At 74.5% G+C, this 23560-nt stretch carries 30 protein-coding genes; 22 read left to right on the forward strand and 8 right to left on the reverse strand.

What is annotated here, in order from left to right; translation table 11 throughout:
• Positions 1-66: 66 nt before the first annotated feature.
• The 5 genes from Athai_RS32090 to Athai_RS32110 are packed head-to-tail and all read left to right on the forward strand — an operon-like array spanning position 67 to position 3900.
• The gene (locus tag Athai_RS32090) at positions 67-753 is read left to right on the forward strand and encodes a RibD family protein (protein ID WP_203964941.1); all 687 of its coding nucleotides are present in this window, start codon (positions 67-69) and stop codon (positions 751-753) included.
• Complete coding sequence (locus tag Athai_RS32095; protein ID WP_203964942.1) at positions 746-1234, forward strand: cytidine/deoxycytidylate deaminase family protein; 489 nt, start codon at positions 746-748, stop codon at positions 1232-1234. Before Athai_RS32090 ends, Athai_RS32095 begins: the two co-directional genes overlap by 8 nt.
• Positions 1235-1266: 32 nt before the next feature.
• Entirely contained in the window at positions 1267-2103 is an 837-nt protein-coding gene (locus Athai_RS32100; protein WP_203964943.1) for an alpha/beta fold hydrolase, read from the forward strand.
• On the forward strand, positions 2096-2665 hold the full coding sequence (locus Athai_RS32105; protein ID WP_203964944.1) for a TetR/AcrR family transcriptional regulator: 570 nt from the start codon (positions 2096-2098) through the stop codon (positions 2663-2665). Before Athai_RS32100 ends, Athai_RS32105 begins: the two co-directional genes overlap by 8 nt.
• 44 nt (positions 2666-2709) lie before the next feature.
• Positions 2710-3900, forward strand: a complete 1191-nt coding sequence (locus Athai_RS32110; protein WP_203964945.1) for an ATP-binding protein — start codon at positions 2710-2712, stop codon at positions 3898-3900.
• Between the two features lie 112 nt (positions 3901-4012).
• On the opposite strand, the gene Athai_RS32115 is transcribed toward Athai_RS32110, so the two are convergent.
• Together Athai_RS32115 and Athai_RS32120 are read right to left on the reverse strand one after the other, a co-directional pair.
• Positions 4013-4729 (reverse strand): alpha/beta hydrolase, encoded by a 717-nt coding sequence (locus tag Athai_RS32115; RefSeq protein ID WP_203964946.1) that lies wholly within the window; start codon positions 4727-4729, stop codon positions 4013-4015.
• Between the two features lie 326 nt (positions 4730-5055).
• Positions 5056-5922, reverse strand: coding sequence for a fructosamine kinase family protein (locus Athai_RS32120; protein ID WP_203964947.1), 867 nt, complete (start codon positions 5920-5922; stop codon positions 5056-5058).
• A 195-nt stretch (positions 5923-6117) separates the two neighbouring features.
• Here Athai_RS32120 and Athai_RS32125 point away from each other — a divergent pair, with 195 nt between their 5' ends.
• Both Athai_RS32125 and Athai_RS32130 read left to right on the forward strand, forming a co-directional pair.
• Entirely contained in the window at positions 6118-6651 is a 534-nt protein-coding gene (locus Athai_RS32125) for a GNAT family N-acetyltransferase (RefSeq protein ID WP_203964948.1), read from the forward strand.
• A 73-nt stretch (positions 6652-6724) separates the two neighbouring features.
• Complete coding sequence (locus Athai_RS32130) at positions 6725-7870, forward strand: DUF4192 domain-containing protein (protein WP_203964949.1); 1146 nt, start codon at positions 6725-6727, stop codon at positions 7868-7870.
• On the opposite strand, the gene fdhD is transcribed toward Athai_RS32130, so the two are convergent.
• The gene (fdhD, locus tag Athai_RS32135) at positions 7753-8694 is read right to left on the reverse strand and encodes a formate dehydrogenase accessory sulfurtransferase FdhD (protein WP_420829809.1); all 942 of its coding nucleotides are present in this window, start codon (positions 8692-8694) and stop codon (positions 7753-7755) included. The genes Athai_RS32130 and fdhD overlap by 118 nt on opposite strands.
• A 338-nt stretch (positions 8695-9032) precedes the next feature.
• Between fdhD and mobA the strand changes: the two genes are divergently transcribed.
• The 3 genes from mobA (at position 9033) to Athai_RS32150 (ending at position 11394) form a co-directional block, all read left to right on the forward strand.
• On the forward strand, positions 9033-9740 hold the full coding sequence (gene mobA, locus Athai_RS32140) for a molybdenum cofactor guanylyltransferase (RefSeq protein ID WP_203964950.1): 708 nt from the start codon (positions 9033-9035) through the stop codon (positions 9738-9740).
• A 4-nt stretch (positions 9741-9744) separates the two neighbouring features.
• Positions 9745-10005, forward strand: coding sequence for a DUF6457 domain-containing protein (locus Athai_RS32145; protein WP_203964951.1), 261 nt, complete (start codon positions 9745-9747; stop codon positions 10003-10005).
• Positions 10006-10350: 345 nt separating this feature from the next.
• Positions 10351-11394 carry a YbjN domain-containing protein gene (locus tag Athai_RS32150; RefSeq protein WP_239157295.1) on the forward strand — a complete coding sequence of 348 codons (1044 nt, stop codon included), beginning with the start codon at positions 10351-10353 and terminating at the stop codon, positions 11392-11394.
• A 206-nt stretch (positions 11395-11600) separates the two neighbouring features.
• Here Athai_RS32150 and Athai_RS32155 read toward each other — a convergent pair whose 3' ends face one another.
• Positions 11601-12059, reverse strand: coding sequence for an Lrp/AsnC family transcriptional regulator (locus tag Athai_RS32155; RefSeq protein ID WP_203964952.1), 459 nt, complete (start codon positions 12057-12059; stop codon positions 11601-11603).
• 134 nt (positions 12060-12193) lie between these two features.
• On the opposite strand from Athai_RS32155, the gene ddaH reads away from it, so the two are divergent.
• Positions 12194-13030, forward strand: coding sequence for a dimethylargininase (ddaH, locus tag Athai_RS32160; RefSeq protein ID WP_338028193.1), 837 nt, complete (start codon positions 12194-12196; stop codon positions 13028-13030).
• A 63-nt stretch (positions 13031-13093) separates the two neighbouring features.
• On the opposite strand, the gene Athai_RS32165 is transcribed toward ddaH, so the two are convergent.
• Positions 13094-13855, reverse strand: coding sequence for a Crp/Fnr family transcriptional regulator (locus Athai_RS32165; RefSeq protein ID WP_203964953.1), 762 nt, complete (start codon positions 13853-13855; stop codon positions 13094-13096).
• Positions 13856-13877: 22 nt separating this feature from the next.
• On the opposite strand from Athai_RS32165, the gene Athai_RS32170 reads away from it, so the two are divergent.
• The 3 genes from Athai_RS32170 (at position 13878) to Athai_RS32180 (ending at position 15362) form a co-directional block, all read left to right on the forward strand.
• On the forward strand, positions 13878-14138 hold the full coding sequence (locus Athai_RS32170; protein WP_203964954.1) for a YciI family protein: 261 nt from the start codon (positions 13878-13880) through the stop codon (positions 14136-14138).
• A gap of 72 nt (positions 14139-14210) precedes the next feature.
• Positions 14211-14711 carry an NUDIX hydrolase gene (locus Athai_RS32175; protein WP_203964955.1) on the forward strand — a complete coding sequence of 167 codons (501 nt, stop codon included), beginning with the start codon at positions 14211-14213 and terminating at the stop codon, positions 14709-14711.
• Between the two features lie 90 nt (positions 14712-14801).
• A complete protein-coding gene (locus Athai_RS32180) occupies positions 14802-15362 on the forward strand; it encodes a GNAT family N-acetyltransferase (protein WP_203964956.1) in 561 nt (186 codons plus the stop codon).
• Between the two features lie 64 nt (positions 15363-15426).
• On the opposite strand, the gene Athai_RS32185 is transcribed toward Athai_RS32180, so the two are convergent.
• Positions 15427-15825, reverse strand: a complete 399-nt coding sequence (locus tag Athai_RS32185) for an NUDIX hydrolase (RefSeq protein WP_203964957.1) — start codon at positions 15823-15825, stop codon at positions 15427-15429.
• Positions 15826-15881: 56 nt separating this feature from the next.
• Here Athai_RS32185 and Athai_RS32190 point away from each other — a divergent pair, with 56 nt between their 5' ends.
• Entirely contained in the window at positions 15882-16256 is a 375-nt protein-coding gene (locus tag Athai_RS32190; protein ID WP_203964958.1) for a hypothetical protein, read from the forward strand.
• A 4-nt stretch (positions 16257-16260) separates the two neighbouring features.
• Here Athai_RS32190 and Athai_RS32195 read toward each other — a convergent pair whose 3' ends face one another.
• Complete coding sequence (locus tag Athai_RS32195; RefSeq protein ID WP_203964959.1) at positions 16261-16824, reverse strand: histidine phosphatase family protein; 564 nt, start codon at positions 16822-16824, stop codon at positions 16261-16263.
• A 93-nt stretch (positions 16825-16917) separates the two neighbouring features.
• Here Athai_RS32195 and Athai_RS32200 point away from each other — a divergent pair, with 93 nt between their 5' ends.
• From Athai_RS32200 to Athai_RS32225, 6 genes are all read left to right on the forward strand, one after another.
• Entirely contained in the window at positions 16918-17487 is a 570-nt protein-coding gene (locus Athai_RS32200) for a hypothetical protein (protein WP_203964960.1), read from the forward strand.
• Positions 17488-17761: 274 nt separating this feature from the next.
• Positions 17762-18313 carry a YciI family protein gene (locus Athai_RS32205; protein WP_203964961.1) on the forward strand — a complete coding sequence of 184 codons (552 nt, stop codon included), beginning with the start codon at positions 17762-17764 and terminating at the stop codon, positions 18311-18313.
• 75 nt (positions 18314-18388) lie between these two features.
• Entirely contained in the window at positions 18389-18856 is a 468-nt protein-coding gene (locus Athai_RS32210; protein WP_203964962.1) for a hypothetical protein, read from the forward strand.
• 360 nt (positions 18857-19216) lie between these two features.
• Positions 19217-19867, forward strand: coding sequence for a hypothetical protein (locus Athai_RS32215; RefSeq protein ID WP_203964963.1), 651 nt, complete (start codon positions 19217-19219; stop codon positions 19865-19867).
• 158 nt (positions 19868-20025) lie between these two features.
• Positions 20026-20814 carry a methyltransferase domain-containing protein gene (locus Athai_RS32220; protein ID WP_275422678.1) on the forward strand — a complete coding sequence of 263 codons (789 nt, stop codon included), beginning with the start codon at positions 20026-20028 and terminating at the stop codon, positions 20812-20814.
• Positions 20815-20876: 62 nt separating this feature from the next.
• Complete coding sequence (locus tag Athai_RS32225) at positions 20877-21452, forward strand: sensor domain-containing protein (RefSeq protein ID WP_203964965.1); 576 nt, start codon at positions 20877-20879, stop codon at positions 21450-21452.
• Between the two features lie 165 nt (positions 21453-21617).
• Here the strand turns inward: Athai_RS32225 and Athai_RS32230 are convergent, their stop codons facing one another.
• Positions 21618-22607: an aldo/keto reductase gene (locus tag Athai_RS32230; protein ID WP_203964966.1), complete on the reverse strand. Its 990-nt coding sequence runs from the start codon at positions 22605-22607 to the stop codon at positions 21618-21620.
• Positions 22608-22707: 100 nt separating this feature from the next.
• Between Athai_RS32230 and Athai_RS32235 the strand changes: the two genes are divergently transcribed.
• Positions 22708-23553, forward strand: coding sequence for a helix-turn-helix transcriptional regulator (locus Athai_RS32235; RefSeq protein WP_239157296.1), 846 nt, complete (start codon positions 22708-22710; stop codon positions 23551-23553).
• Positions 23554-23560 lie beyond the last annotated feature (7 nt).

A 23560-nucleotide genomic window follows, 5' to 3' on the forward strand; every position in this document is an offset into this window, starting at 1 on the left:
GTTTGCCGGGGGTGCGGCGGCCCGGCCGGTGCCGGTGGGGCCGCCGCGCGGCCGGGAGGGGGTGGCATGCCTGATTCCCGGCCCTACGTGATTCTCAGTGCGGCGATGTCGGTCGACGGCTTCCTGGACGACACCGGGGACGAACGGCTCATCCTGTCCGGCCCGGCCGATCTGGACCGGGTCGATGCGGTGCGCGCCGAGTGCGACGCGATCCTGGTCGGCGCCGGTACCGTCCGGGCGGACGATCCGCGCCTGGTCGTCGGCGCCGTGCGGGCCGAGCACCGCACCGCCGACGGCCGCCCGGCGCAACCGGTCAAGGTGACCCTGACCGGCTCCGGCGACCTGCCGCCGGAGTCCCGGTTCTTCACCTTCGGTCCCGCCTCGAAGCTGGTGTACGCGCCGAGCGGCGCCGCGGCCACGCTCGCGGACCGGCTGCCCGGTTCGACCACGGTGGTCGACACCGGTGCGTCGGTCGAGCTGCCCGCGCTGCTCGCCGACCTGGCCGACCGGGGGATCGAACGGCTGCTGGTGGAGGGCGGCGGCGGGGTGCACACCGCGTTCCTGACCGCCGGCCTGGCGGACGAGTTGCAGCTGGTGGTGGCGCCGTTGTTCGTGGGCGAGGAGTCGGCGCCACGGTTCGTCGGCCCCGGTCGGTACCGGTGGGATGCCGGGCACCGGATGCGGTTGGCGCAGGTGCGCCAGCTCGACGACGTGGTGCTGCTGCGCTACCTGCTGGGGGACGAGGATGGCTGATCGGGACTGGCTGGCGGCGGCGGTGGCGGAGTCGCGGCGCTGCCCGCCGTCGGCGACGGCGTTCTCGGTGGGCGCGATCGTGGTCGGGCCGGACGGCGCCGAGCTGTCCCGCGGGTACTCGCGGGAGGGCGACGACCGGGTGCACGCGGAGGAGTCGGCGCTGGCGAAGCTGGCCGCCGTGAACCCCGCGTCGGCGGTGGCGTTGTCGGGTGGCCAGCGGGTCGGGCGGGTGCCGGCGGGCAGCACGATCTACAGCTCGCTGGAGCCGTGTTCGCAGCGCGCGTCCCGGCCGCACACCTGCGCCGAGCTGATCCGTACCGCGGGGGTGGATCGGGTGGTCTTCGCCTGGCGGGAGCCGGCGATCTTCGTGGCCGGCGACGGCGCCCGGGAACTGGCCGATGCCGGCGTGGCGGTGGTGCAACTGCCCGAGCTGGGGGCCGAGGTGGCCGAGATCAACGCCCACCTGCTGGCCGAGGGTTGACGATCGAAGCTAATGGCATTAGCTTATTGGCTATGACGAACACACGGGTCATGGCGAACGCGCAAGCCACGACGAACACACAGTTCCTGAACGTGCCGGGCGGACAGCTGGCGTACGACGTGGTCGGGCCGGCCGACGGCCCGCTGGTGATCGCCCTGCCGGGGATGGGCGACCTGCGGCAGAGCTACCGGTTCCTGGCGCCCCGGCTGGCCGACGCCGGCTACCGGGTGGTCAGCGTCGACCTGCGCGGCCAGGGCGAGTCGAGTACCGCCTGGGACAGCTACCAGCCGGAGGCGACGGGCGCCGACATCCTGGCGCTGATCGAGCACCTCGGTGGGCCGGCCGTGCTCGTCGCCACCTCGTTCTCGCCGAGCGCGGCAGCCTGGGCGGCGGCGCAGGCGCCGGCGCGGGTCGCCGGGCTGGTGCTGCTCAGCATGTTCACCGACAACCCGCCGATGAACCCGATGATGCGGCTGGTCAGCGGCCAGGTGATGAGCCGCCGGGCGCTGTGGCTGATGTACTACAAGTCGCTGTTCGCGACGGTGCCCGACGACTTCGCCAGCTACCGCGAGCTGGTGAAGCGTAGCTTCGGCCGGACCGGGATGGCCGCCGTCCGGGCGATGGGCGAGGCGGACAAGACCGAGGCGAACAAGGCGCTGGCCAGGGTGCAGGTGCCGACCCTGGTCATGTACGGGTCGAAGGATCCCGACTTCCCGGACCCGGCCGCGCAGGCGAAGCGGGCGCAGGAGCTGCTCCCGCACGCGACCGTGCGGCTCGTCGACGGGGTGAAGCACTACCCGGCGACCGAGGCGCCCGACGTCGTCGCGCCGGCCACCCTGCAGCTGCTGAAGGAGGCGTTCGGTGCCTAGGGCCGGACTCAACCCGACCGCGGTCGTCGACGCCGCGCTGACCGTGCTCGACGAGGCCGGTGTCGACGGGCTGACCCTGGCCGCGGTCGCCGCGCATGCCGGGGTCGCCACCCCCTCGCTGTACAAGCACGTCAAGGGGCTCGGCGCGCTGCGCGACCTGGTCGGCGTCCGGGTACTGGACGAGCTCGCCGCGCGCTGCGAGCAGGCCGCGATGGGACGCAGCGCCGACGAGGCACTGGCCGCGGTGCTGCACGCCTACCGGCAGTACGCGCGGGAGCATCCGCACCGCTACGCCGCCCTGCCGCAGCAGCCGGCGGACGACCCGGAGCTGGTCCGCGCCGGTGACCGCGCGGTGTCGGTGTTCCTCGCCGTGCTCCGCGGGTACGGGCTGGCCGGCGCCGACGCGATCCACGTCACCCGGGGGCTGCGGGCCGCCGCGCACGGGTTCGTGCTGCTGGAGATCGGCGGCGGGTTCGGGCTGCCGGAGAAGCTCGACGACAGCTACCGGATCCTCATCGACACCCTCACCGCCGGCCTGCACGAGCTGCCTATGCCCATCTAGCGAAATCTAGTGTCAGCGCTAGACGGTGCGATACGGTGCGAGACGTGGATCCGATCCGGAACCCGTACGCACCGGGTGCCGGCCAGCGACCGCCCGAACTCGCCGGCCGCGACACCGAGGTCACCGCGTTCGACGTGGTGCTGGAGCGGGTCGCCCGCGGCCGGCCGGAACGCAGCCTGGTGCTCACCGGACTGCGCGGTGTCGGCAAGACGGTCCTGCTGAACGCGCTGCGCAGCCAGGCCATCGGCCGGCTGTGGGGCACCGGCAAGATCGAGGCGCGCCCCGACCAGCAGCTGCGCCGGCCGCTGTCCGCCGCGATGCACATGGCGGTGCGCGAGCTGGCCCCGCGGCACCGCGCCCCGGACCGCATCGACGAGTTCCTCGGCATACTCAAGGCGTTCGCGCTGCGGTCCAACCCGGCCAACGCGAAGCTGCGGGACCGCTGGCAGCCGGGCATCGACGGACCGGCGGCGACCGGGCGGGCCGACTCCGGCGACATCGAGATCGACCTGGTCGAGCTGTTCACCGACGCGGCGGCGATCGCGACCGACGTCGGTACCGGCATCGCGCTGTTCATCGACGAGATGCAGGACGTGGGGCCGGCCGACGCCTCGGCACTGTGCGCGGCCTGCCACGAACTGTCCCAGCTGGGCGCACCGCTGATCGTGGTCGGCGCCGGGCTGCCGCACCTACCGGCGGTGCTGTCCGCCTCGAAGTCCTACTCGGAGCGGCTGTTCCGCTACACCCGGATCGACCGGCTGGACCCGGACGCCGCGGACCGCGCACTGACCGCGCCGGCCGCCCGGGAGGGCGTCTCGTTCGAGCCGGCCGCGCTGACCGAGCTGTACCGGCTGTCCGGCGGCTACCCGTACTTCGTCCAGGCGTACGGGAAGGCGACCTGGGACCACGCGCCGACCTCGCCGATCACCGCGGCGGACGTCCGGGTCGCCGGCCCGGAGGCGGAGGCGGAACTCGCGGTCGGTTTCTTCGGCTCCCGGTACGACCGGGCCACACCCGCCGAGCGGGAGTACATGCGCGGGATGGCGGAACTCGCCGACGCGGACGCGCCGGTGGCCACCGCCGGGATCGCGAAGTCGTTGGGCCGCAAGCCGTCCAGCCTGTCCCCGGCGCGCGACTCGCTGATCAAGAAGGGGCTGATCTACTCCGGCGAGCGCGGCACGGTGGCGTTCACCGTCCCGCACTTCGCCCGCTACCTGCGCACCCAGCCCGGCTGACCGGTCAGCGGTTGTGCACGGCCCTTTGCTCTGCACACCTGTCTGCAACATGCGGTGGTGCAGGTAGGTGCGCAGAGCCGGCTCTGCGCACTCATACGCACCACGGGCCGGGTCAGCCGCCCGGGGCGTACCGGGCGAGGAACGCCGAGATCGTCCGCAGCGCCGCCCGCGGCGCGTCGTAGCTGGCCATGTCGATGCCGTGCCGGGACCCGTCGATCAGCACCTGGTGCCGGTACCGCGCGGGCACCGCGGCGGCGATCGCCTTCGCGTCGGCGGCCGGCACCCAGCTGTCCTGCCGGGCGGACGCGATCAAGGTCGGCACCCGCAACTTCGGCGCCGCGGTCAGCACGTAGTCGCGGCGCTCCGGTGACAGCGCGATCACCGCGTCCACCCGCGGCGCGATCTTCGTCGCGGCCACCAGCGAGTCGCGTGCGCCCGCCGAGGCGCCCACCACCACCACGTGCTTCGCGCCCCGGCGCCGCAGCTCGGTGACCGCGTTGCCGATGTCGGCGACGGTACCGGCGTCGGCGGTGTCGAAGCCGAGGTACATCCGGCCCTTGCCGGCGAGCGCCTTCGGCAGCGGGAACCAGCCGCACCAGTCCAGGTCGCTCTGGTTGACCAGGACCACGCCGCTGCTGCCCGACCCGTACAGCGGGCCGGTGGCGTGGTCCGAACCGAAGCTGATCCGCCGCCCGCCGGCCTCCGGGCAACTCGCCGTCGGGCTCGGCGCGGCACGCGGCGACCGGCTCGGCCCGCCGCTGCCCGCCGCCTGCCCGCAGCCGGCGAGCACCACCATCATGACCAGCAGAATCCCCGTGAACCTGCGCATGCGACACGATAGGTACCCGAAGGTGGCCCATCGGTCTCGTCCCGGCAACGAACCCGCCACTGCGCAGCCCTGCGGCGCGATCGTGGTGCGGCACGGCACGGCACGGCACGGCACGGCGCGGCGCGGCGCGGCGCGGCGCGGCTGGCAGGGTGCGGTGGCGCTCAGTGCTCCCCGAGCGCGGTGCGGTGGCGGCTCGGCGCGCTGCGGGCGCGGCGTGGTGGTGGCGCGGCGCGGTGACGCTCAGCGCTCCTCGAGCGCGGTGCGGTGGCGGCGCGGCGCGCTGTCGTGGCGTGGCGTGGCGTGGTGCGGTGCGGTGCGGTGGCGGCTCAGGTCAGCGCGGTGGCGGCGGCGAGGACATCGTCCCGGAACGCGGCGCCGAACAGGGCGGTGTGTGCGAGCAGCAGGTACAGCTGGTGCAGCGGGACGCGCTCCGCCGCGCCGGCGGCGAGCGGCCACGCCTCCTGGTAGGCGGCGAGCACCCGTTCCAGGTGCGGTACCCCGCCCCACAGCCGCAACAGCGCGAGATCGGTCTCCCGGTGCCCGCCGTGCGCGGCCGGATCCACCAGCCAGGCCCGCTCCGCCGACCACAGCACGTTGCCCGGCCACAGGTCGCCGTGCAGCCGGGCCGGCGGCTCCGGTGGGCCGGCGAGCGTCTCGATGCGGTCCAGTACCGTGTCGATCCGGCCGGCGTCGGTGCCGTCCAGCGCGCCGTTGTCGACCGAGCGCCGCAGGTACGGCCGGAGCCGGTGCTCGGCGAACCAGGCCGGCCAGGCGCTGCCGGTGGTGTTGTCCAGCGGCAGCGTGCCCAGGTACCCGTCCCGTTGGGCGCCGAACGACGGGGCCCCGGCCCGGTGCGTCGCGGCGAGCTCCCGGCCGAACCGTTCGGCCGCCGCCGGCGTCGGCTCGGCCGGCTGGACCCAGCTCAGTACCAGCATGTCCGGGGTGGTGGCGAGGACCTCCGGGACGGGCGCGCCGGCGGCGTCACGCAGCCAGCGCAGGCCGGCCGCCTCGACGGCGAAGAAGTCGTCGGGTGCGCCGGGCAGGCTCTTGGCGAACACGTCCGTACCGTCGTCGAGGGTGAGCCGTTCGGCCTGGCAGATGGAGCCGCCGGCGACCGGCGTGGTGCGGATGCGCTGGTGCTTGAGGAACGTGGCGAGCTGGGCCGGATGTGCCCGCAGGTAACCGAGGTCCACGCCGGAAGGGTACCCGGGAATCCGGTTCGCCCTGCTGTGCTGCTCCGGATTCGGTACCGGCCGGGCCCCGGCATCCGGCACCGCTCGCACTGCGGCCGAAACCCCCGAACGGCACGCCGGACCGCCGGTGCCGGTCGGGGCGGCGGCGGGCGGCAACGGCAGGCGGGAACGGCCCGGGGAGAGTATGCAGAAGGCATGGCAGAGACCGCGACGGGAACCCCGATCAACGCGCAGACCACGATCCGGTCCTTCCGCCCGCTGGACCACCGGGCCTGCCGGGATCTGTGGGCCGAACTGACCGACGACGACCGGCGCCGCTACGACGCGCCACGCCAGGACGACCCGGGCGCCGGCTTCGAGCACTTCATGGCGCGGCTGGAACTGTCCGGGATGTGGGTCGCCGAGCACGCCGAAGCCGGTGTCATCGGCTTCGTCGGGCTGATCCTGCACGGCCGCCGTGGCGAGGTCGACCCGATCGTGGTGGCCGGGCCGTACCGCGGTGCCGGGGTGGGGCGCGCGTTGTTGGACCGGGTCGCGGCGGAGGCCCGCCGACGGCGGCTGAGCGAGCTGTCCATCTCGCCGTCGACCCGGAACCTGGACGCGATCCGTTCCTTCCACCGCGCCGGGTACGACGTGCTCGCGCACCTGACGCTGACGCTGGATCTGAGCGAGTCCGGCCGGCAGTGGCGGGACGGCATCGACCTGCACGACCTGCGCTTCCGGTACTGAGGGTCCACAGTAGACAATCGAGGCCGTGACGGGTCGTGACAGCCTGGGGTATTTGGTCGGTAAATAAGGGTAGATGACGATCACTGTCAGTGCGCCCTGTGGACGAGTTGTCCACCGGATGCGGCGGCCGGTGGCCGGCGTCGCGACGCGGCCGGACGCTGGGCCGCATGACCCGCGCACCCACCCCGACGCCGTCCCACCCGCCGCGCCGCACCCGCCCGCCATCCGTCTCAACGGACCAGCCGACCTGCTGGCCGTCATCCCCTACCTGCTGGGCTTCCATCCGGCCGACAGCCTGGTCGTGGTCGGCCTGCAGGACGGCCGGATCGGCTTCTGCTTCCGCGCGGACCTGGCCGACCCGCCCGCCACGGAGCGCATCGTCGCCATGCTCGCCGCGCAGTCGCTGACCGGCGTCATCCTCGCCGGGTACGGTCCGGCCGAGCGGGTCGAGCCGGTCGGCGACGCGGTCGCCCGCGCGCTCGCCGACGCCGGGCAACCGGTGCTGGACCGGCTGCGTACCCACGGGGGCCGGTTCTGGTCCGCCGCCTGTCACCGGGCGGACTGCTGCCCGCCGGGCGGGCGGCCGGTTCCCGCACCGTCCCGGGTCGCCGCCGAGGCGACGCTCGCGGGCCTCGTGGCGCTGCCGACCCGCGACGAGTTGGCCGGCCAGATCGCGCCGATCACCGGCCCGGACCGGGTCGCGATGGAACGCGCCACGCACCGTGCCGAACTGCGCGTCCAGTCCCTGCTGGACGGCGCGCCGAGCCCGGCCGCGGCGGCCGAACGGATGCTCACCGACGGCCTGGCCGCGGTGCGCGACGCGGCCCGGCGGTACCGTGCCGACCCGGCCGCCCGGCTCACCGACGACGAGGCCGCCTGGCTCGGCGTGGTGCTCGCTGCCACCCAGGTCCGGGACGAGGCATGGCTGCTCGCCGAACGCGATCTGGCCGGAGCCCGGGCACTGTGGACGGACGTGATGCGCAGGGTCACCGACGAGTACCTGCCGGCGCCGGCCGCGCTCACCGGGTTCGTGTGCTGGCAGCAGGGCGACGGCGCGGTCGGCATGATGGCGCTCGGCCGGGCGCTCGCGGTGGATCCGAGCTATTCGATGGCGCTGCTGCTCTCCCAGGCGCTGGCCGGCGGGCTGCCGCCTGCGGCGTGGCGGCCGACCGCGGCGGGGTCCTCCGGCGCCGCCGACGAGCCCGGGCTCGGGTCGTGATCGGCCGTGACCCGGTCGGGGCCGGTGTAGACGTTCATCCGGTTGCCGCGCAGGAAACCCACCAGCGTCATGCCCACCTCGGCGGCCAGATCCACCGCCAGCGTGCTGGGCGCCGACACCGCGGCCAGCATCGGAATCCCCGCCATCGAGGCCTTCTGCACCAGCTCGAAACTGGCCCGCCCACTGACCAACAACACGACCCCGGCCAGCGGCAGCCGGTCGTTGCGCAGCGCCCAGCCGATCACCTTGTCGACCGCGTTGTGCCGGCCGACATCCTCCCGCACACACAACAGCGTCCCGTCCGGGGCGAACAGGCCGGCCGCATGCAACCCACCGGTGCGGTCGAAGATCCGCTGCGCGGCGCGCAGCCGGTCCGGCAGCGCCGCGACGACCTGCACCGACACCCGCAACGGGTCGTCGGCGACCGGATACACGCTGCGGGTGCGCACCGCGTCGATGCTCGCCTTACCGCACAGCCCGCAACTGCTCGTGGTGTAGAAGTTCCGGGTCGGATCGACGCTCGGTGCCGGGGTGCCCGCGGCAAGCGCCACGTCCAACACGTTGCCCGCATTGGCCTCACCGACCACGTTGCCGGCGCAGTGCCGTGCGGTCCGCACATCGTCCCGGCAGCGCACCACACCCTCGGTGCACAGGAACCCGACGGCGAGGTCCACGTCGTCCCCCGGCGTGCGCATGGTCACCGCCAGCGCGCTGCCACCCACCCGGATCTCCAGCGGCTCCTCCACCACCAGGGTGTCCGGCCGATGCGAGGCCCGATCGTCGACAACCCGCACCGTCGGCCGCCGATCCGTCATCCTGCCCACGCCCCAGACGCTAGACCGCATGGTCCTGGCCTGCCACTTCTCCGGCGCAGCCGGGAACGCGCGACCGCGTCCGTACCAGCCCCGACGCCGGGGGCCGTCCCCCGCGACCCCGCACCCCGGCCCCGGCGTCGGCCCTCACCTTCCCGCCCGGCCAGCGCAGGCATCTCCCGGCGGCCGCTGCCAGGCAGGCCGCGCCCCTCACCCGGCACCGGCCAGCCGCGGCAGCCACCGGCCATCCGTCCGCCGGCACGCTCCGGCGCCTGCGGCTGACCGACGATCCTTTCCCTCGGTGCGAGCCGGCGACGACGAAGAATCCCGACGGGCCATAGGCTCGGTGCGTGGGCTCGGACCTTGCGGCGATCGTGCTCGCCGGTGGCGCCGCGCGCCGATGGGGCGGCCGGCACAAACCGGCGGTCCCGGTCGCGGGCACGCCGATGCTCGACCGGGTGCTGGCCGCCGTGGCCGGCGCCTGGCCCCGAGTCGTGGTGGGCCCGGCCCAAGCGGTCCCGGACGACGTCGTGATGGTGCGTGAGAACCCACCGCTCGGCGGCCCGGCCGCGGCGATCGCGGCCGGTACCACCGCGGTGCTCGCCGCGCGGCGGGCGCCGTACGACTCCCGCGGCCCGCACGGGCCGGCGCCGGGCGACGAACCGCCCCTCGTCGCCGTGCTCGCCGGTGACCAGCCGCTGCTGTCGCCCGAAGCGGTGGCGGTCCTGGCCGACGCCGCGCAGGCGGCGCCGGCCGGGGTCGGCGGCGCCGTCTACGTCGATGGCGGTCGTCCGCAGCTGTTGTGTGGCGTGTGGCGGCTGCCGGCGCTGGCCCGCCGTTGCGTCGAAGCGGGCGGGCCCGAGGGGGAAGCGCTTGCCGGGAGCTCGGTCCGAGCACTGCTGTCCTCGCTGCACCCGGTGCTGGTTTCGGTCGCGGTCGACCCGCCGCCCTGGTACGACTGCGACACGCCCGCCGATGCCGAGCGTGCCGCGGCAATCCTGCGCGGTGCGACATCCCGGCGGTCCGCGCCGCCGCTGCGCGCGGATGGCGAATCATGACGACATGACCGATGACCGGAACACGCTCGACACCTGGACCGACACCGTCTGCCGGGAACTCGGCATCGCCGAGCCGATCGACCGGGCGGCCATTCTCGACCTGACGAAGGAGGTCGCGCACGGCGTCGCCCGGCCGGCCGCACCGCTGACCGCCTACCTGGTCGGTCTCGCGGTGGGTGCCGGCGGTGACCTGGCCGAAGTGGCCGGCCGGGTCGGCCGGCTCGCCGCTTCCTGGCCCGAACCGCCCGCTGAGCCGGTGCGCTGAGCGGGCCGAGCGCCGACCGGGTGAGCGCCGGCTCGCCACGCTCCTTCCCGGAGCGCCGACCGGGTGAGCGCCGGCTCGCCACGCTCCTTCCCGGAGCGCCGACCGGGTGAGCGCCGGCTCGCCACGCTCCTTCCCGGAGCGCCGACCGGGGCGAGCACCGGCTCGCCCACACTCACCCGCGGTGACCGCTGTCGGCGCCGACAGCGCGCGCTGGGTGCCCGATTCCGCCCCGGTCGTCCTGGTGGCACCAACCCGACAGGGCGCCGGACGGGAGTGGATAGGGTGGGCGCGTGAGGCCCGCCGGCGGCGCTCGACGGCGGGTCGGCCCGGGGAGGGGAGACCCACGTGAGCGAGCGGCCCGAACCTGCGCGCGCTGACCGCGCGCCGCTGACCCAGCGCACGCTGATCGGTGACTCGGCCACCGTCGACCTGCGCGGCAAGGTCGACGGTGCCTGGTCCGACTTTCGCACCGCGATGGAGGCAGCGTTGCCGGCGATGCCGGTCGGCAGCCGGCTCACGGTGACCCTGGACCCGACCGCCACCGGTACCGGCGAGGCGGTGTACGACGTGGTGCTGCGGGTGCTGCCACAGTCGGTGGTGCACGCCGACGCGGTGGGCAACGCGGGCCTGCCGGAGGATTACCGGCTGGACCGGGTTGCGGTCGGCGATCTGGTGGCGCTCGGCTGGTCGCCGCCCGGGGTGGTCGAGGAGACCGCGGACCGGTTCGGGCTGCGGGTGCCGATGGACGAGGCGCCCGGTGTCGCCAGCGTGGTCACCCGCACCCTGCGGGACGTGTACGGGGCGCCGCACCCGGCGTTCCTGACGTACACGGTGAGTGGCGACGACGTGCTGCCGGCGCTGGGCTCGGCGCGCCCGGTCGCCGCGGGTACGGTCCTCGCCGCGCACCCGCCGTCGTCGGCGGTCGCGGCGATCGACATCCCGCTGGAGGAGCAGGTTCGCACGGTGGTGGCGAGCCTGATGAAGACCGATCCGGACGCGCTCAACCCGGACGACGACGGCGAGTTCAGCGTGCGGGCCGGCTCGGCGATGGTGTTCGTCCGGATCAACGACAACCCGCGCCTGGTCGACGTGTACTCGCCGATCCTGACCGAGGTCGAGCCGGACGAGCGGCTGTACGAGCGGCTGTCCCAGCTGACGCAGCGGATGCCGATCGGCCGGCTGTACTGCACCGAGGGCACCGTGTGGGCCTCGGTCCCGGTCTTCGGCCGCGACTTCCAGCCGACCCACCTGCTGCTCGCGCTGCAGGTGATGACCCGGCTGGCGGACGAGCTGGACGACCGGCTGCAGGGCGATTTCGGCGGCAAACGGTTCTTCGGCGAGGGCGACAAGGGAGTGAGCCGCGCCGAGCGCACCGGCATGTATCTCTGATCGCAGTCCCGCTGGCTGTGATCGCAGCCCCGCGCGGATCGCGGGACTGCGCCCGCCGCGGCGGGTGGCACCACGGCCGGCGCGACCGCACGACACGATCCACGGCCGGGGCGAGCGCACGACACGATCCACGGCCGGCGCGACCGCACGACAGCATCCCCGGCCGGGGCGAGCGCACGGCACCATCCCGTCGGATACCGCCGGGGTCAGGGCGGCGTGAGCCCCGAGGCGGGCCGATCCACCAGGCGGGACAGCACGATCATCGACCGGGTCTGGGTCACGAACGGCTCCGCGCGCAGCCGCTCCAGCGCCTGTTCCAGGTGACTGATGTCGGACGCGCGCAGGTGCACCAGCGCATCCGCGCCGCCGGACACCGTGTACGACCCGACCACCTCCGGGTGCCGCCGGGTGGCGCGCTCGATCTCGGCGGGCGTGGTGCGCCCGGTGCAGAACAGCTCGACGAACGCCTCGGTCGACCAGCCGAGCGCCTCCGGGTCGACCAGCGCGGTGTACCCGCGGATCACGCCGGTGGCGCGGAGCCGGTCGACGCGCCGCTTCACGGCCGGCGCGGACAGCGCCACCCGGGCGCCGATCTCGGCGTACGAGAAGCGGGCGTCCTCGCAGAGCAGCGCAACGATCCGCCGATCGAGCTCGTCAAGACGCAACGGAGTGCCCCTATCCCGCAACGGAAACGCGTATCCGTGAACCGCCAGCGTATCTACCGTTCTTAAGCGTGATCGACACTCCACGCCCCGGCCAGTACGACGTGGTACCGGCCGACTCCGCGCTCGCCGCGCCGGTGACCGCCGCGCCACGCCCCGTCCGTACCCGTGAGTACCTGATGTGCCCGCCCGAGCACTTCGCGGTGGAGTACGCGATCAACCCGTGGATGCATCCCGAGCAGCCGGTCGACGCCGAGCTGGCGGTGAAGCAGTGGTACGGGCTGCGGGAGACGCTGACCCGGCTCGGCCACACCGTGCACGTGCTCGATCCGCGGCCCGGGCTGCCGGACATGGTCTACGCGGCGAACGGCGCGTTCGTGGTGGACGGCGCGGTGTACGGCGCCCGGTTCCGCTACCAGCAGCGACGGGCGGAGGCCGGCTACCACCGCGGCTGGTACCTGGCGAACGGCTGGTCGGACTTCCACATCCCGGAGCACACCAACGAGGGCGAGGGCGACTTCGCGTACCTGCCGTCGGTGCCGGGGCTCGGCGGCGTGGTGCTCGCCGGGTACGGCTTCCGGACCGCGGTCGCCGCGCACGCCGAGGCGCAGGAGGCGCTGGCCCGGCCGGTGATCTCGCTGCACCTCACCGACCCGCGGTTCTACCACCTGGACACCGCGCTGGCGTCGATCGACGACGCGACCATCGCGTACTACCCGGGCGCGTTCAGCGCGGCCTCGCAGCGGGTGCTGCGGCGGCTGTTCCCGGACGCGCTGCTCGCCGACGAGGCGGACGCGCTCGCCTTCGGCCTGAACCTGGTCAGCGACAACCGGCACGTGGTGCTCAACTCGACGGCGACCGGGATGATCGGCAAGCTCGCCGCCCGCGGGTACGAGCCGATCCCGGTGGAGTTGACCGAGCTGCACCGCGGTGGCGGCTCCGTCAAGTGCTGCATCGCCGAACTGCGCCACTGACGCCACGGCTGCCGCGCGCGCCGGCCGCCCGACGACGGGCCGCGGCGACCGTCGCGGACGCGGTCAGGAGGCGGCGCGGCGGGCGAGCAGTTCCGGCGCGAGGATCCGGACGGTACGGCCGTCGACGGCGATCAGGCCGTCGGCGCGCAGCCGGGACAGCGACCGGTTGACGGTGACCCGGGTGACGCCGAGCAGGTCGGCCAGCACCTGCTGGCTGCCGGGCAGCGTGACGACCACGCCCGGTCCCGGCGGTCGGCTCGGCGCGTCCCGGAACCGGGCCGCCGGGGCCCCGGCCCGGCCCGCATCCTCCCTCGGGCCGGCCGGGGTCCCGGCCTCGGTCAGCAGCCAGCCGGCCAGTCGGGCCTGCGCCGAGCCGACCCCGGCGGCCCAGCGTTCCTGCTGGCCCCGGGCCTGCTGGGCGAGGAGCTGCAGGACGTGCCGGCGTACTGCGGGTGCGCTGTCGACCAGCGCGAGGAACCGGTCGCGGGGAAGCAGCCGGACCCGGCACGGCGTCTGCGCGACGAACGTGGCGGTGTGGCCCCCGGCGTCGATCACGGCGACCTTGTCCAGCGCGCACGGCGCGGCCCACTCGCCGAACCGGAGGGTACGGCCGGCCGCGGTCACCGCCGTCGCCGCGACCCGACCGGCGAGCAGGACCGGCAACGATCCTGCCGCGTCGCCGGCGTGCCACAGCGGCTGGCCCGGCCGGTACCGGCGGGGTGCCGAGCCGTCGAGCACGGCCCGCAACCGGGCGTCGTCGAGCCCGGCGAACAGCGGCACGGCCCGCAGCCTCGCCGCTGTATCGCCTGCTACAGCCCCGGTCACGAGATCACCGTACGGTCGGTGCATGGTCGTCGTCGAACTCGCCTTCACCACCACGCCGGAACGACTCGCCGCCCGCCCGGCGCATCGCACGTACCTGACCCGGCTGCGGGACGAGGGGGTGCTGCTCGCCGCCGGCCCCTGGGCCGACGACTCCGGCGCCCTGCTGGTGTTCACCGCCGAGCGGGACGTGGTCGAGCAGATCCTCACCGCCGACCCGTACTACCGGACCGCCGGTGTCGAGGTCACCGCCGTCCGGGAGTGGCAGCCGGTCGTCGAGCGCTGAACCACCGGGGCCGGTGATCGACCCGCGGTCACCGGACACCGGTGCGCCGCGGCGACCTCGTAGGCTCGGCGGATGGCCGTACCCGAGTTCGTCACCCGCATCCGGTCGAAGCTGGGCCACGATCCGCTGCCGCTGCCCGGTGTCACCGCCGTCGTCCGGCACGACGACGGCCGGATCCTGCTGGTACGCAGGGCGGACGACCACCGCTGGACGCTGGTCACCGGCTGCCTGGAGCCGCCCGAGCAGCCGGCTACCGCCGTGGTCCGCGAGGTGTGGGAGGAGGCCGGCGTCGTCGCCGAGGTCGAGGGGCTGCTGCGGGTCGAGTCGATGGACCTGATGACCTGCCCGAACGGCGATCAGGTCTACATGCTCGACCTGGCGTTCCGCTGCCGCGCCGTGGCCGGCGACCCGCACGTGAACGACGACGAGTCGATCGACGCCGGCTGGTTCGAGCCGGACCGGCTGCCGGACATCCCGCCCCGCCATCTGGCCTGCATCACCGCCGCCCTGCACCCCGCGGACACGGCCTGGTTCGCCCCGGCGGTACCGCTGCCCGCCGCGGTGCTCGACTGACTGTGAGGATTCCCTTCGCAGCCAATGGTGATGGGCTCTGGGTCGGCAAACTGCTGGCGGCACCGGCGGTCGCTGCCTAGGCTGCCGCGCATGCCCGAACTGATCGAGCCGACGACCCGGCTGGCCGCGTCCTGGCGGGTCGCCCGGGACGACTGGGGCCGCGGGGTGCACCAGGACGGCAGCGGGCTGCGCGACACCGACGACGTGGACTCCGACGCCGGCTTCGCCGCCTGGGTGGCGCGGCTGCGCCGGGAGGCGGACGAGTCGGTACCGGTGGCGCCGGACCGGGTGCACGCCAGCTACTGGTGGCTCGTGGCGGGCGACGAGTACCTCGGTGCCATCTCGCTGCGGTACCGGCTGAACGACTTCCTGCTGCGGGCCGGCGGACACATCGGGTACGGCGTGCGCCCGTCGGCCCGCCGCCGTGGCCTGGCGAGCTGGGCGCTCGGCGCCGTCCTCGACCGGGCCCGCGACCGTGACATGGGCCGGGTGCTGATCACCTGCGCCGACGACAACGTCGCCTCCGCCCGCACCATCGAGCGCAACGGCGGCGTGCTGGAGGACGTCCGGGACACCGAACTCGGCCGCACCCGCCGCTACTGGATCACGTTGACCGGTCACGGATCCGATCGGTGCGCCACGGACCACTGAGCCGGCGGACCGGGCTCGCGTCGGTGCGGCGGCCGAACGTCGACTCGGTGCGGCCGGCCGACCGTCAGCGCAGCCGGCCCGACCGGTGCAGGTCGGCGAAGATGATTCGGTCCACCGGGGAGACCAGGTCGCGGTCCGCGTACCCCAGCCAGCGCACCTCCTCGATCTCGCTGCTCGCCGTCGGGGTGCCGGCATGGTCGGCGGTGTAGCAGGTCATCCGCACCAGCACGCCGTCCGGGTGGCCGTGCGCCTGCGCCTGGTACGTGCCGGCGTGCACCGCGCTGGCCGCGACGATGTCGACGGACAGCTCCTCGGCGATCTCGCGTACCAGGGTCTGCACGTCGCTCTCGCCCGGCTCCCGCTTGCCGCCGGGCAGGTAGTAGGTGTCCTTGCCCCGGGACCGGGTGCTCAGGATCTGCCCGTCCCGCAACCACAACCAGGCAACCTTGTCGATGACCCGCACGCCCCCCAGCCTGCCATCCGTCGCCGGGGGTGCGAGCGGCTGGCAGGATCGCGGGCATGGCTGAGAGCTATCCGGAGGCATGGCGGCGCGCCATCGTCGGCGCCGGGAAGTCCTGGGTGGTGTTCGCGCAGGGCACCTGCGTGGTGCTGCCGGACCCCGACCCGGCGGCGGACCTCGCAACGGTGGCCACCGACCTGCTCCGCGAGTACGGCCCGGTGCACGTCGGCAGTCCGGCCGGCGACTTCGACGTCGTGACGCTGCAACCGGGCCCGGGCTGGGCGGTCACCTGCCACCACCCGGACATCCTGACCTACGTCGCCGCCGACGAGGTACCGGACGGGACGGACCTCGTCGTCGGCCTGCACGGCCGCGGCAAGCGCGACCGGGACGCCCGCGAGCTGCGCGTGCTGCACGTCGAGGACGCCCGCTGACACCTCACCCGCCGTACCGCGGTGGGTCGGTGCGGCACCACGCGACGGCGGTGAATCCGTTGCCATCGAAGGCGAGCCGGGCGCCCTCGCACGGACGCAGCGGGCCACCCCAGGCGGCGTGATCCGCGCCCGGCAGGCAGTGCACCAGGGCGGGTTCGATCGCTCCCCCGTGCGAGATCACCAGCGCGGCTGCGCCGTCCGGTACCGCGCGGACCGCATCGGTCCACAGCGCGCGGTGCCGTGCTGCGACCGACCGCAGCTCGGCCGACTCGGCAAGCAGTGCGGCGTAGCGGGAGTACGGCGTTGGCCACCGCCACTGGTCGTGGTGCGGCACCACGCCGGGCAAGTAGCCGGACGGCATCTCGGCGGTGTCGTCGCAGGCGAAGCCCATCGCGAGCGCCGTCTCGACGGCCCGCCCGACGGTACTCGCCAGCACGTACTCGAACGGCCCGATGCGCTCGCCGACCGCTCGGGCCAGCCGTACCCCGTCGGCCGACAGCGCGCTGCCGCGGCCACGGGCCGGGCCCTTCTTGGTCAGCGAGTGTCGTCGTACCTCCAGCCACCGCATTCGGCGCAGCGTACCGGCGGGTCCGCCGCGGATCGCGACCCGCTCGGTACGGAAACGAGTCGTGGTGTGGCGGCGGCAGGACAGGATGGTGGCATGTCTACCGGTACGGTGCGTAATCCGGGCCAGGTCGTCGGGTCGCTCGTCGCGATCGTCTTCGGGGTCGTGTTCGTCGTCGTCAACAGCGGTGGCCTGGCCGCACCCTGGCCGGTGCTGGTCCGGATCGCCGGACTCGCGGTCGCGGCCGTGCTGCTGGTCGCCCTGCTCGCCGGCCGCCGTCGCCCGGCGCCCGCGGACACCGACCGGGCGGGTGGCGGCGACGGTCCGGGTGGCTCGACGTTCTTCGGGTACCGGCGGTTCTGGCTGATCGTCGCGGCCGAGGCGGTCGCCCTGTTCGCCGGGCTGTACGTGATCAACGGCGTGCTGGGGCACCCTGAGGTCGCGGTGGCCTGGATCGCGGTCGTGGTCGGCGTGCACTTCTTCGGGCTCGGCTGGGCCTTCCGGCTCGGCCGCTTCCATCTGCTCGGCGCCGCGATGACCGCCCTCGGTGTGGCCGGCTTCGTCCTCGACGCGGCCGGCGCCGGCGCGCCGGTCGTCAGTCTGGTGTCCGGGGTGCTGTCCGGCGTCGCGCTGTTCGCCGCCGCCGGCTACTCGCTGGTTCGCTGACAGTCCCGCCGACGGTCCCACTCGACCGGCCCACCGGCGGTGCCGCTGAGCCGGCCTACCGGCGGTGCCACTGGGCCGGCCCGCGGGGCGCGCCACAGAGCCGGCCCGCGGGCGGCGCGCGGCCGAGCCGGCCGGGGGCCGAGCCGGTCCGCCGGTGGCCCGGCTGAGCCCGCTCGCGGGTCGCGCCGCGGACGCACCTGGCACCGCCCCGGTGCCGGACGCACCTGGCACCGGCCCGGTGCCGGAGGAGACCGGTGGCGGGGACACTGGGCGGATGGAGTTCCTCTGTCACCACCGGGACCGGCCGGGGTCCGTGCAGTTGCGGGACGCGCTGGTCGAGGCGCACTGGTCGTACATGGACGGGTTCGCGGCGGCGATGATCGCGCGCGGGCCGACCCTGGCCGACGACGGTGACACCCCGACCGGCAGCGTGCACGCCCTCGACCTGCCGGACCCGGCCGCGGCCCGGGCGTTCGCCTTCGACGAACCGAACTACCAGGCCGGCGTCTACCGGGACGTGCTGCTGCGCCGGTGGCGCAACGTGCTGGGGCGCACCATGTGGCAGTTCCCGGGTGGCCGTACCGGCGGCAACCGCTACCTGGTGCTCGGCCTCGGTGCCGGGGAACCCGCCGACGACGTCCCGCCCGACGCGGCGGACGAGCTCGTCGGGTACGGGCCGCTGCTGTCCGACGACGGTGCGCGCTGGCTGGGTACCGCGGCGCTGCTGCGCGCCCCTGACCCGGACGCCGCGCGAGCCGTGCTGACGGCGGACCGGTACGCGTCGATCGAGGTACACAACTGGCAGTTCGGCGGCCGCCCCGAATAGCGCCCCCGGTCCGCCGGCTCCGGCCAGCGAAGGCCGGCGTGCCGTTCGACCGCGGCCCGCCGGCCCAGTGACAGGATGGACGTTGTGGCCGGCGACTCCCTGGCAGCCCTGGTTCTGTCCTATTTGGACGATGAAGACGTCGCGCTGACACCGGGCGACCCGGCCGCGGAGACCCGGACGAACACCTGGGGTTACGCGGTACCGCCCGAGCAGATCGACGTGCCCGCCGTCGGGTCGGCCCTGAGCCAGGTGGCGAGCGAGTTGGGTGGCCGGCTTTCCCGACGTGGTGAGGTGGGCACCTGCTACGCGTGGTACGACGAACAGGCCGGGCAGGTCCGGTGTTCGCTGAGTTCCGCACCGCCGGACCGGCTTGCGTTCGGCGGTCGGTACCGGCTGGTCGCCCGCGCCACCGACGTCGTTGCTCTCGCCGCGGCCGACCAGACGCCGGGCCTTGTCGCCTGGGCGGCGCTCGCCGACTCGAATGCAGACGAACCCGCGGTGCGGGTACCGCCGTTTCCCGTCTGGGCCGCGGCACTGCCCTGACGTCGTGCATCCCGGCGCGGTCGACGATGACGTCGTGCCTGCCCGGTCCCGTGCTCGGGAACCTGTTTCCGGCCGGCGCGTCGGTCGAGGCCCTGCGCCCGCTTCCGCCGCCGAGCATGGGGCCGTGGCGGCGTGCCGTACGAGGATCGCCGACCGAACCCCAAGATCGGCCGAGAAGCCGAACGTAACTCCAGGCCGGCGGGGAATGCCGGCAACCCACCGCGAACGACCTCGCGCCGGCAGCTCGGCGCACCCGCATCTGTGGGGTCGCGGTGCCGAATGTGGAGGACGTGGGCGGGTCTGCGGGCGAACCGGCGTGAGCCCGGTCGTCGGACGCGGCGCCGACCTACGCTCCCGGCCATGTTCACTGGGGTGGAGCCGAACGCGCCGGGGCCCAACGCGCCGGCGCCCAACGCGCCGGGGCCCAACGCGCCGGCGCCGGCCGCGCAATGGCCGGGCCGGCTGGCCGGGTCCCTGCTGCTGGGCCACGGCGTGCTACTGCTCGTCGCGGCCTGCTGCGCCCGGTGGGAGATGCGATCGGCCGGGCGGTCGGTGGCCGCGGCGGCCGTGGGGCATTCGGTGTCCGCCGCCGACGCCGCCGAGGCCACCGCCGTGATGGCCGCGATCGCCCGGGACATGATGATCTACTCGCTCGTGATGGCGCCGTTGTTCCTGCTCGGCGGGATCTGGTTGCTGCTCGCCCGCAGCCGGCCATCCCGGGTGGTGGCGTTCGTCGTGGTCGGCATCGGTGGCCTGTGCTGCATCGGGAACGGCTGCTGCATCGACTACACGACGCAGAGCGAGGTCGCCGACGCGGTGCTGGCCGCCGCGCCGCCGGAACCGGCGTGGCAGAGCACGATCGGCACCCTGTCCGAGGGATGGCTGCTGACGCCGCTCGTGGCGCTGGCCGTGGCGGTCTTCGTCGGGCTGCAGCTCTCGTTCGACAACGACGCGGAGGCCCGGGTGACCACCTTCCTGGGCCACCGTTCGTGGCCACCAGCGGACCGCTGAACGAGGCGGAGGCCGCAGCGGGTTCTCTCGGCCGTCCCGGGGTGACCCACCGCAGACCGGCAACCGCGCGCGCCGGCTCCGGCGGTACCGCGTCCGCCGGTCTGCGAGACTCGGCGGCCTGGGCTTCGGAGGTGTACCGGTGACTGGCGGGCGGCGCGATCTCGGGCGGGTGTTCAACGAGGTACCCGAGTTGTACGACCGGGTGCGTCCGGGTTACCCGGACGAGCTGTTCGCCGAGCTCGCCGGCATCGCCGGGCTGGCGGCAGGATCCACGGTGCTGGAGGTCGGCTGCGGTACCGGCCAGGCGACGCGCACGCGGCTGGCAGGTGACCGCGGTCGAGCCAGGCGCGGAACTGGCGGCGCTGGCCCGGCGCCGGCTGGCCGGTCGGCGCGACGTCGAGATCGAGACGTCGACGTTCGAACGCTGGGACGACCGTGGCCGGCGGTTCGACGCGCTGGTCGCGGCGTCGTCCTGGCACTGGGTGGATCCCGCGGTGGGCTGGCCCCGGGCGTACCAGGTGCTGCGGCCCGGCGGCTGGGTGGCGCTGCTGGGGCACGTGGTGGTGCGCCGGCCGGGCGAACCGGAGGTCTACGCGGAGACCGCCGACCTGCACGAACGGTACGCTCCCGGCAACCCGGACTGGGGCCACCCGCCGCTGGAGGACCAGGTGCGGGCCACCGGTGCCGGCTGGGGGCAGGTCGAGGATCCCGGCCGGCTGTTCGGCCCGACGACCGTCCGCTGGTACCCGGGGGTGCAGTGGTTCGACGGCGCCGGGTTCGCCGACCTGCTGCGTTCGATGTCGCCGTACCGCCGGCTGCCCGCCGAGGTGCGCGAACCGTTGCTGGACGCCGTCGCCGACCGGATCCGCACCCGGCTCGGCGACCGGGCGCCGCGCCGCCACCTCACCGTGCTCCGGGTCGGTCAGCGCGCCGTCGTACCCGGGTAGGGGGTCCGAGCTGGCTCCGGATGGTGACGCGCCATGGGGGCGCCGGGCCGCAGGATGCCGACATGAGCGAGACGACGATCAACCCGGCCGGTCACGGCATGCTGCGACCGCTGTTCGCCCCGCTGCGGGCCTGGCGGCGCCACCTCTACGCGCTGACCACGCTGACCGGCGTCGCCTGGTTCGCCCTGGCGATCGCGACGGTCACCGCGCTGTCCGGTACCCGGCTGGCGGCGCTCGGGGTACCGGCGGCGGTCGCGCTCGCGTTCGCTCTCGCGCTGCCCGCGGCCTGGCTGGAACGCCGCCGCCAGCGACTGATCGGCAGCACCGTCCCGCGGCGGCGGCGCGGGCTGCTGCGGGCGGTGGCGCACCTGCTGCTGTCCGCGCCGCTGGGCGGCATCGGCCTCGGGCTGGTCGTGTTCTGGGTGTTGGTGTCGGTACGGAACCTGGTCCTGTTCCCGTTCGTCTACTCGTGGGCGGTGGACCTGAGCACCTCCTGGGGCGGCCCGACCCAGCTCGGCGCCGTGGCGCTGCACATGGCCGGTGGACTCGCCGCGTTCCTGCTGGTCCCCTACCTGGTGGGTGGCCTCGCGACGCTGCACGCCGCGCTGACCCGCCGGCTTCTCGGCCCGGCCGAGTAGCCACCGGGCGCGGTGCCGAGCCGCCGTCTTTCGGGCCGGCCCGAGCGGTCGCGAGCGACCCGCGCACGCGAGGCCCCCGACCCGCTCCCGGCCGCCCGCGAGGTCCTGATCGGCGCCGCGCCGCGCGCGAGGTCGCGATCGGCGCGGCACGGCGCCGCAGCACGGTCAGCGTTCGCTGTCCAGGTCGGCCATGTGCGCGGCCGGGTAGCGGTCGCCCCGGGCCGAACCGCGCGGTACCAGCTCCTCGATCCGGGCCAGGTCGGCGGCGTCCAGCACGACGCGGCGCGCGCCGATCATCGTGTCGACCTGGTCGGGGCGGCGGGCGCCGACGACCGGGACGATGTCGTCGCCCTGCGCCGCCACCCAGGCGATCGCCAGCTGCGCGAGCGACGCGCCCTTCGCCTCGGCCACGTCGCGCAGCCGGGCGACGAGCGCGTCGTTGTGTTCCCGGTTGTCGCCCTGGAACCGCGGGAACATGCTGCGCGCGTCGCCGTTGGCGGGGCTACCGCCGATCAGCCCCTTGGCGAGTACCCCGTACGCGGTGATGCCGATGCCCAGTTCCCGGCAGGTGGCCAGGATGCCGTCCTCGATGCCGCGGCTGAGCAGCGAGTACTCGATCTGCAGGTCGGTGATCGGGGCGACCGCCGCGGCCCGCCGGATGGTCTCCGCGCCGACCTCGCTCAGCCCGATGTGCCGCACGTACCCGGCGTCGACCAGCTCGGCGATCGCGCCGATGGTGTCCTCGATCGGTACCGTCCGGTCCAGCCGGGCCGGCCGGTAGATGTCGACGTGGTCGGTGCCGAGCCGCTGCAGCGAGTAGGTGAGCGAGTTGCGCACCGCGTCCGGCCGTGCGTCGAAACCGCGCATCCCGCCGCCCGGGGCGAGCAGCGCCCCGAACTTGACCGAGAGGACGACGTCGTCCCGGTTGCGGGTGCGCAGCGCGCGGGCGATCAGCTGCTCGTTGTGCCCGGCCGCGTAGAAGTCGCCGGTGTCGAGCAGGGTGCCGCCGGCGTCCAGGTAGTCGTGCACGACGCGGACCGCCTCGTCCTCGTCGACGCGGCCGTACGCGCCGGACAGGCCCATGCAGCCGAGGCCGGGTGTGCTGACGGTCGGGCCGCTGCGGCCCAGGGTGCGGGTGTCGAGTGCTGTGGTCATACCGCCAGCGTCACCCGGTCCGGCAGCCGCATACAGGCACAACGCATCCAGGGACCGCCTCTCCCTGGCAACGGCCCCGACGGGCGCGCAGACTGGAGCGGTGATCGACCGTTCCGGGCTGGCCGACTTCCTGCGCCGGCGGCGCGAGACGCTGCGGCCGGCCGACGTCGGCCTGCCGGCAGGCGCCCGCCGCCGTACCCCCGGCCTGCGGCGCGAGGAGGTGGCGCAGCTCGCCGGCGTGTCCACCGACCACTACTCGCGGCTGGAGCAGGCCCGCGGGTCGGCGCCGTCCGAGTCGGTGGTGGCCGCCCTCGCCCGCGCGCTGCGCTGCGACATCGACGAACGCGACCACCTGTACCACCTGGCCGGGCTGTCCGCGCCGGCGCGGGTCGCCGGCAACCACGTCCGGCCGGGCCTGATCGACCTCGCCAGCCGGCTGGTGGACGTACCGGTCTGCATCAGTACCGACCTCGGCGAGGTGGTGTGGCAGAACGCGCTGTTCGCCGCCGTCGGCGGGCTGGGCGAGCTGCGCCCCGGCCGGGACGCCAACATCATCTGGCGCTGGTTCACCGAACCGTCCTCGCGGGAACGGCTGCCCTCCGCCGACTGGGCGCGGCTGTCGGCCACGAGCGTCAGCGACCTGCGCGCCACGTACTCCCGCCGCGCCGGCGACCGCGACGTCACCGAACTGGTGCACGACCTGCTCGACCGCAGCGCCGAGTTCCGTGACCTGTGGGAACGTCACGAGGTGTCGGTGCGCCGCTCCGACCGGAAGGACTTCCTGCACCCCGAGGTCGGCCTGATCCACCTGCGCTGCGAGATCCTGCTCACCCCGGACGAGGGCGTGCAGCTGCTGGTGTTCTTCCCCGTCGACCCGGCCGACGACGGCGCGAAGCTCGACCTGCTCCGCGTCATCGGCACCCAGGACTTCCAGACCGCCACCTGACCGGATT

Source organism: Actinocatenispora thailandica (assembly GCF_016865425.1).
Classification (GTDB): Bacteria; Actinomycetota; Actinomycetes; order Mycobacteriales; family Micromonosporaceae; genus Actinocatenispora; species Actinocatenispora thailandica.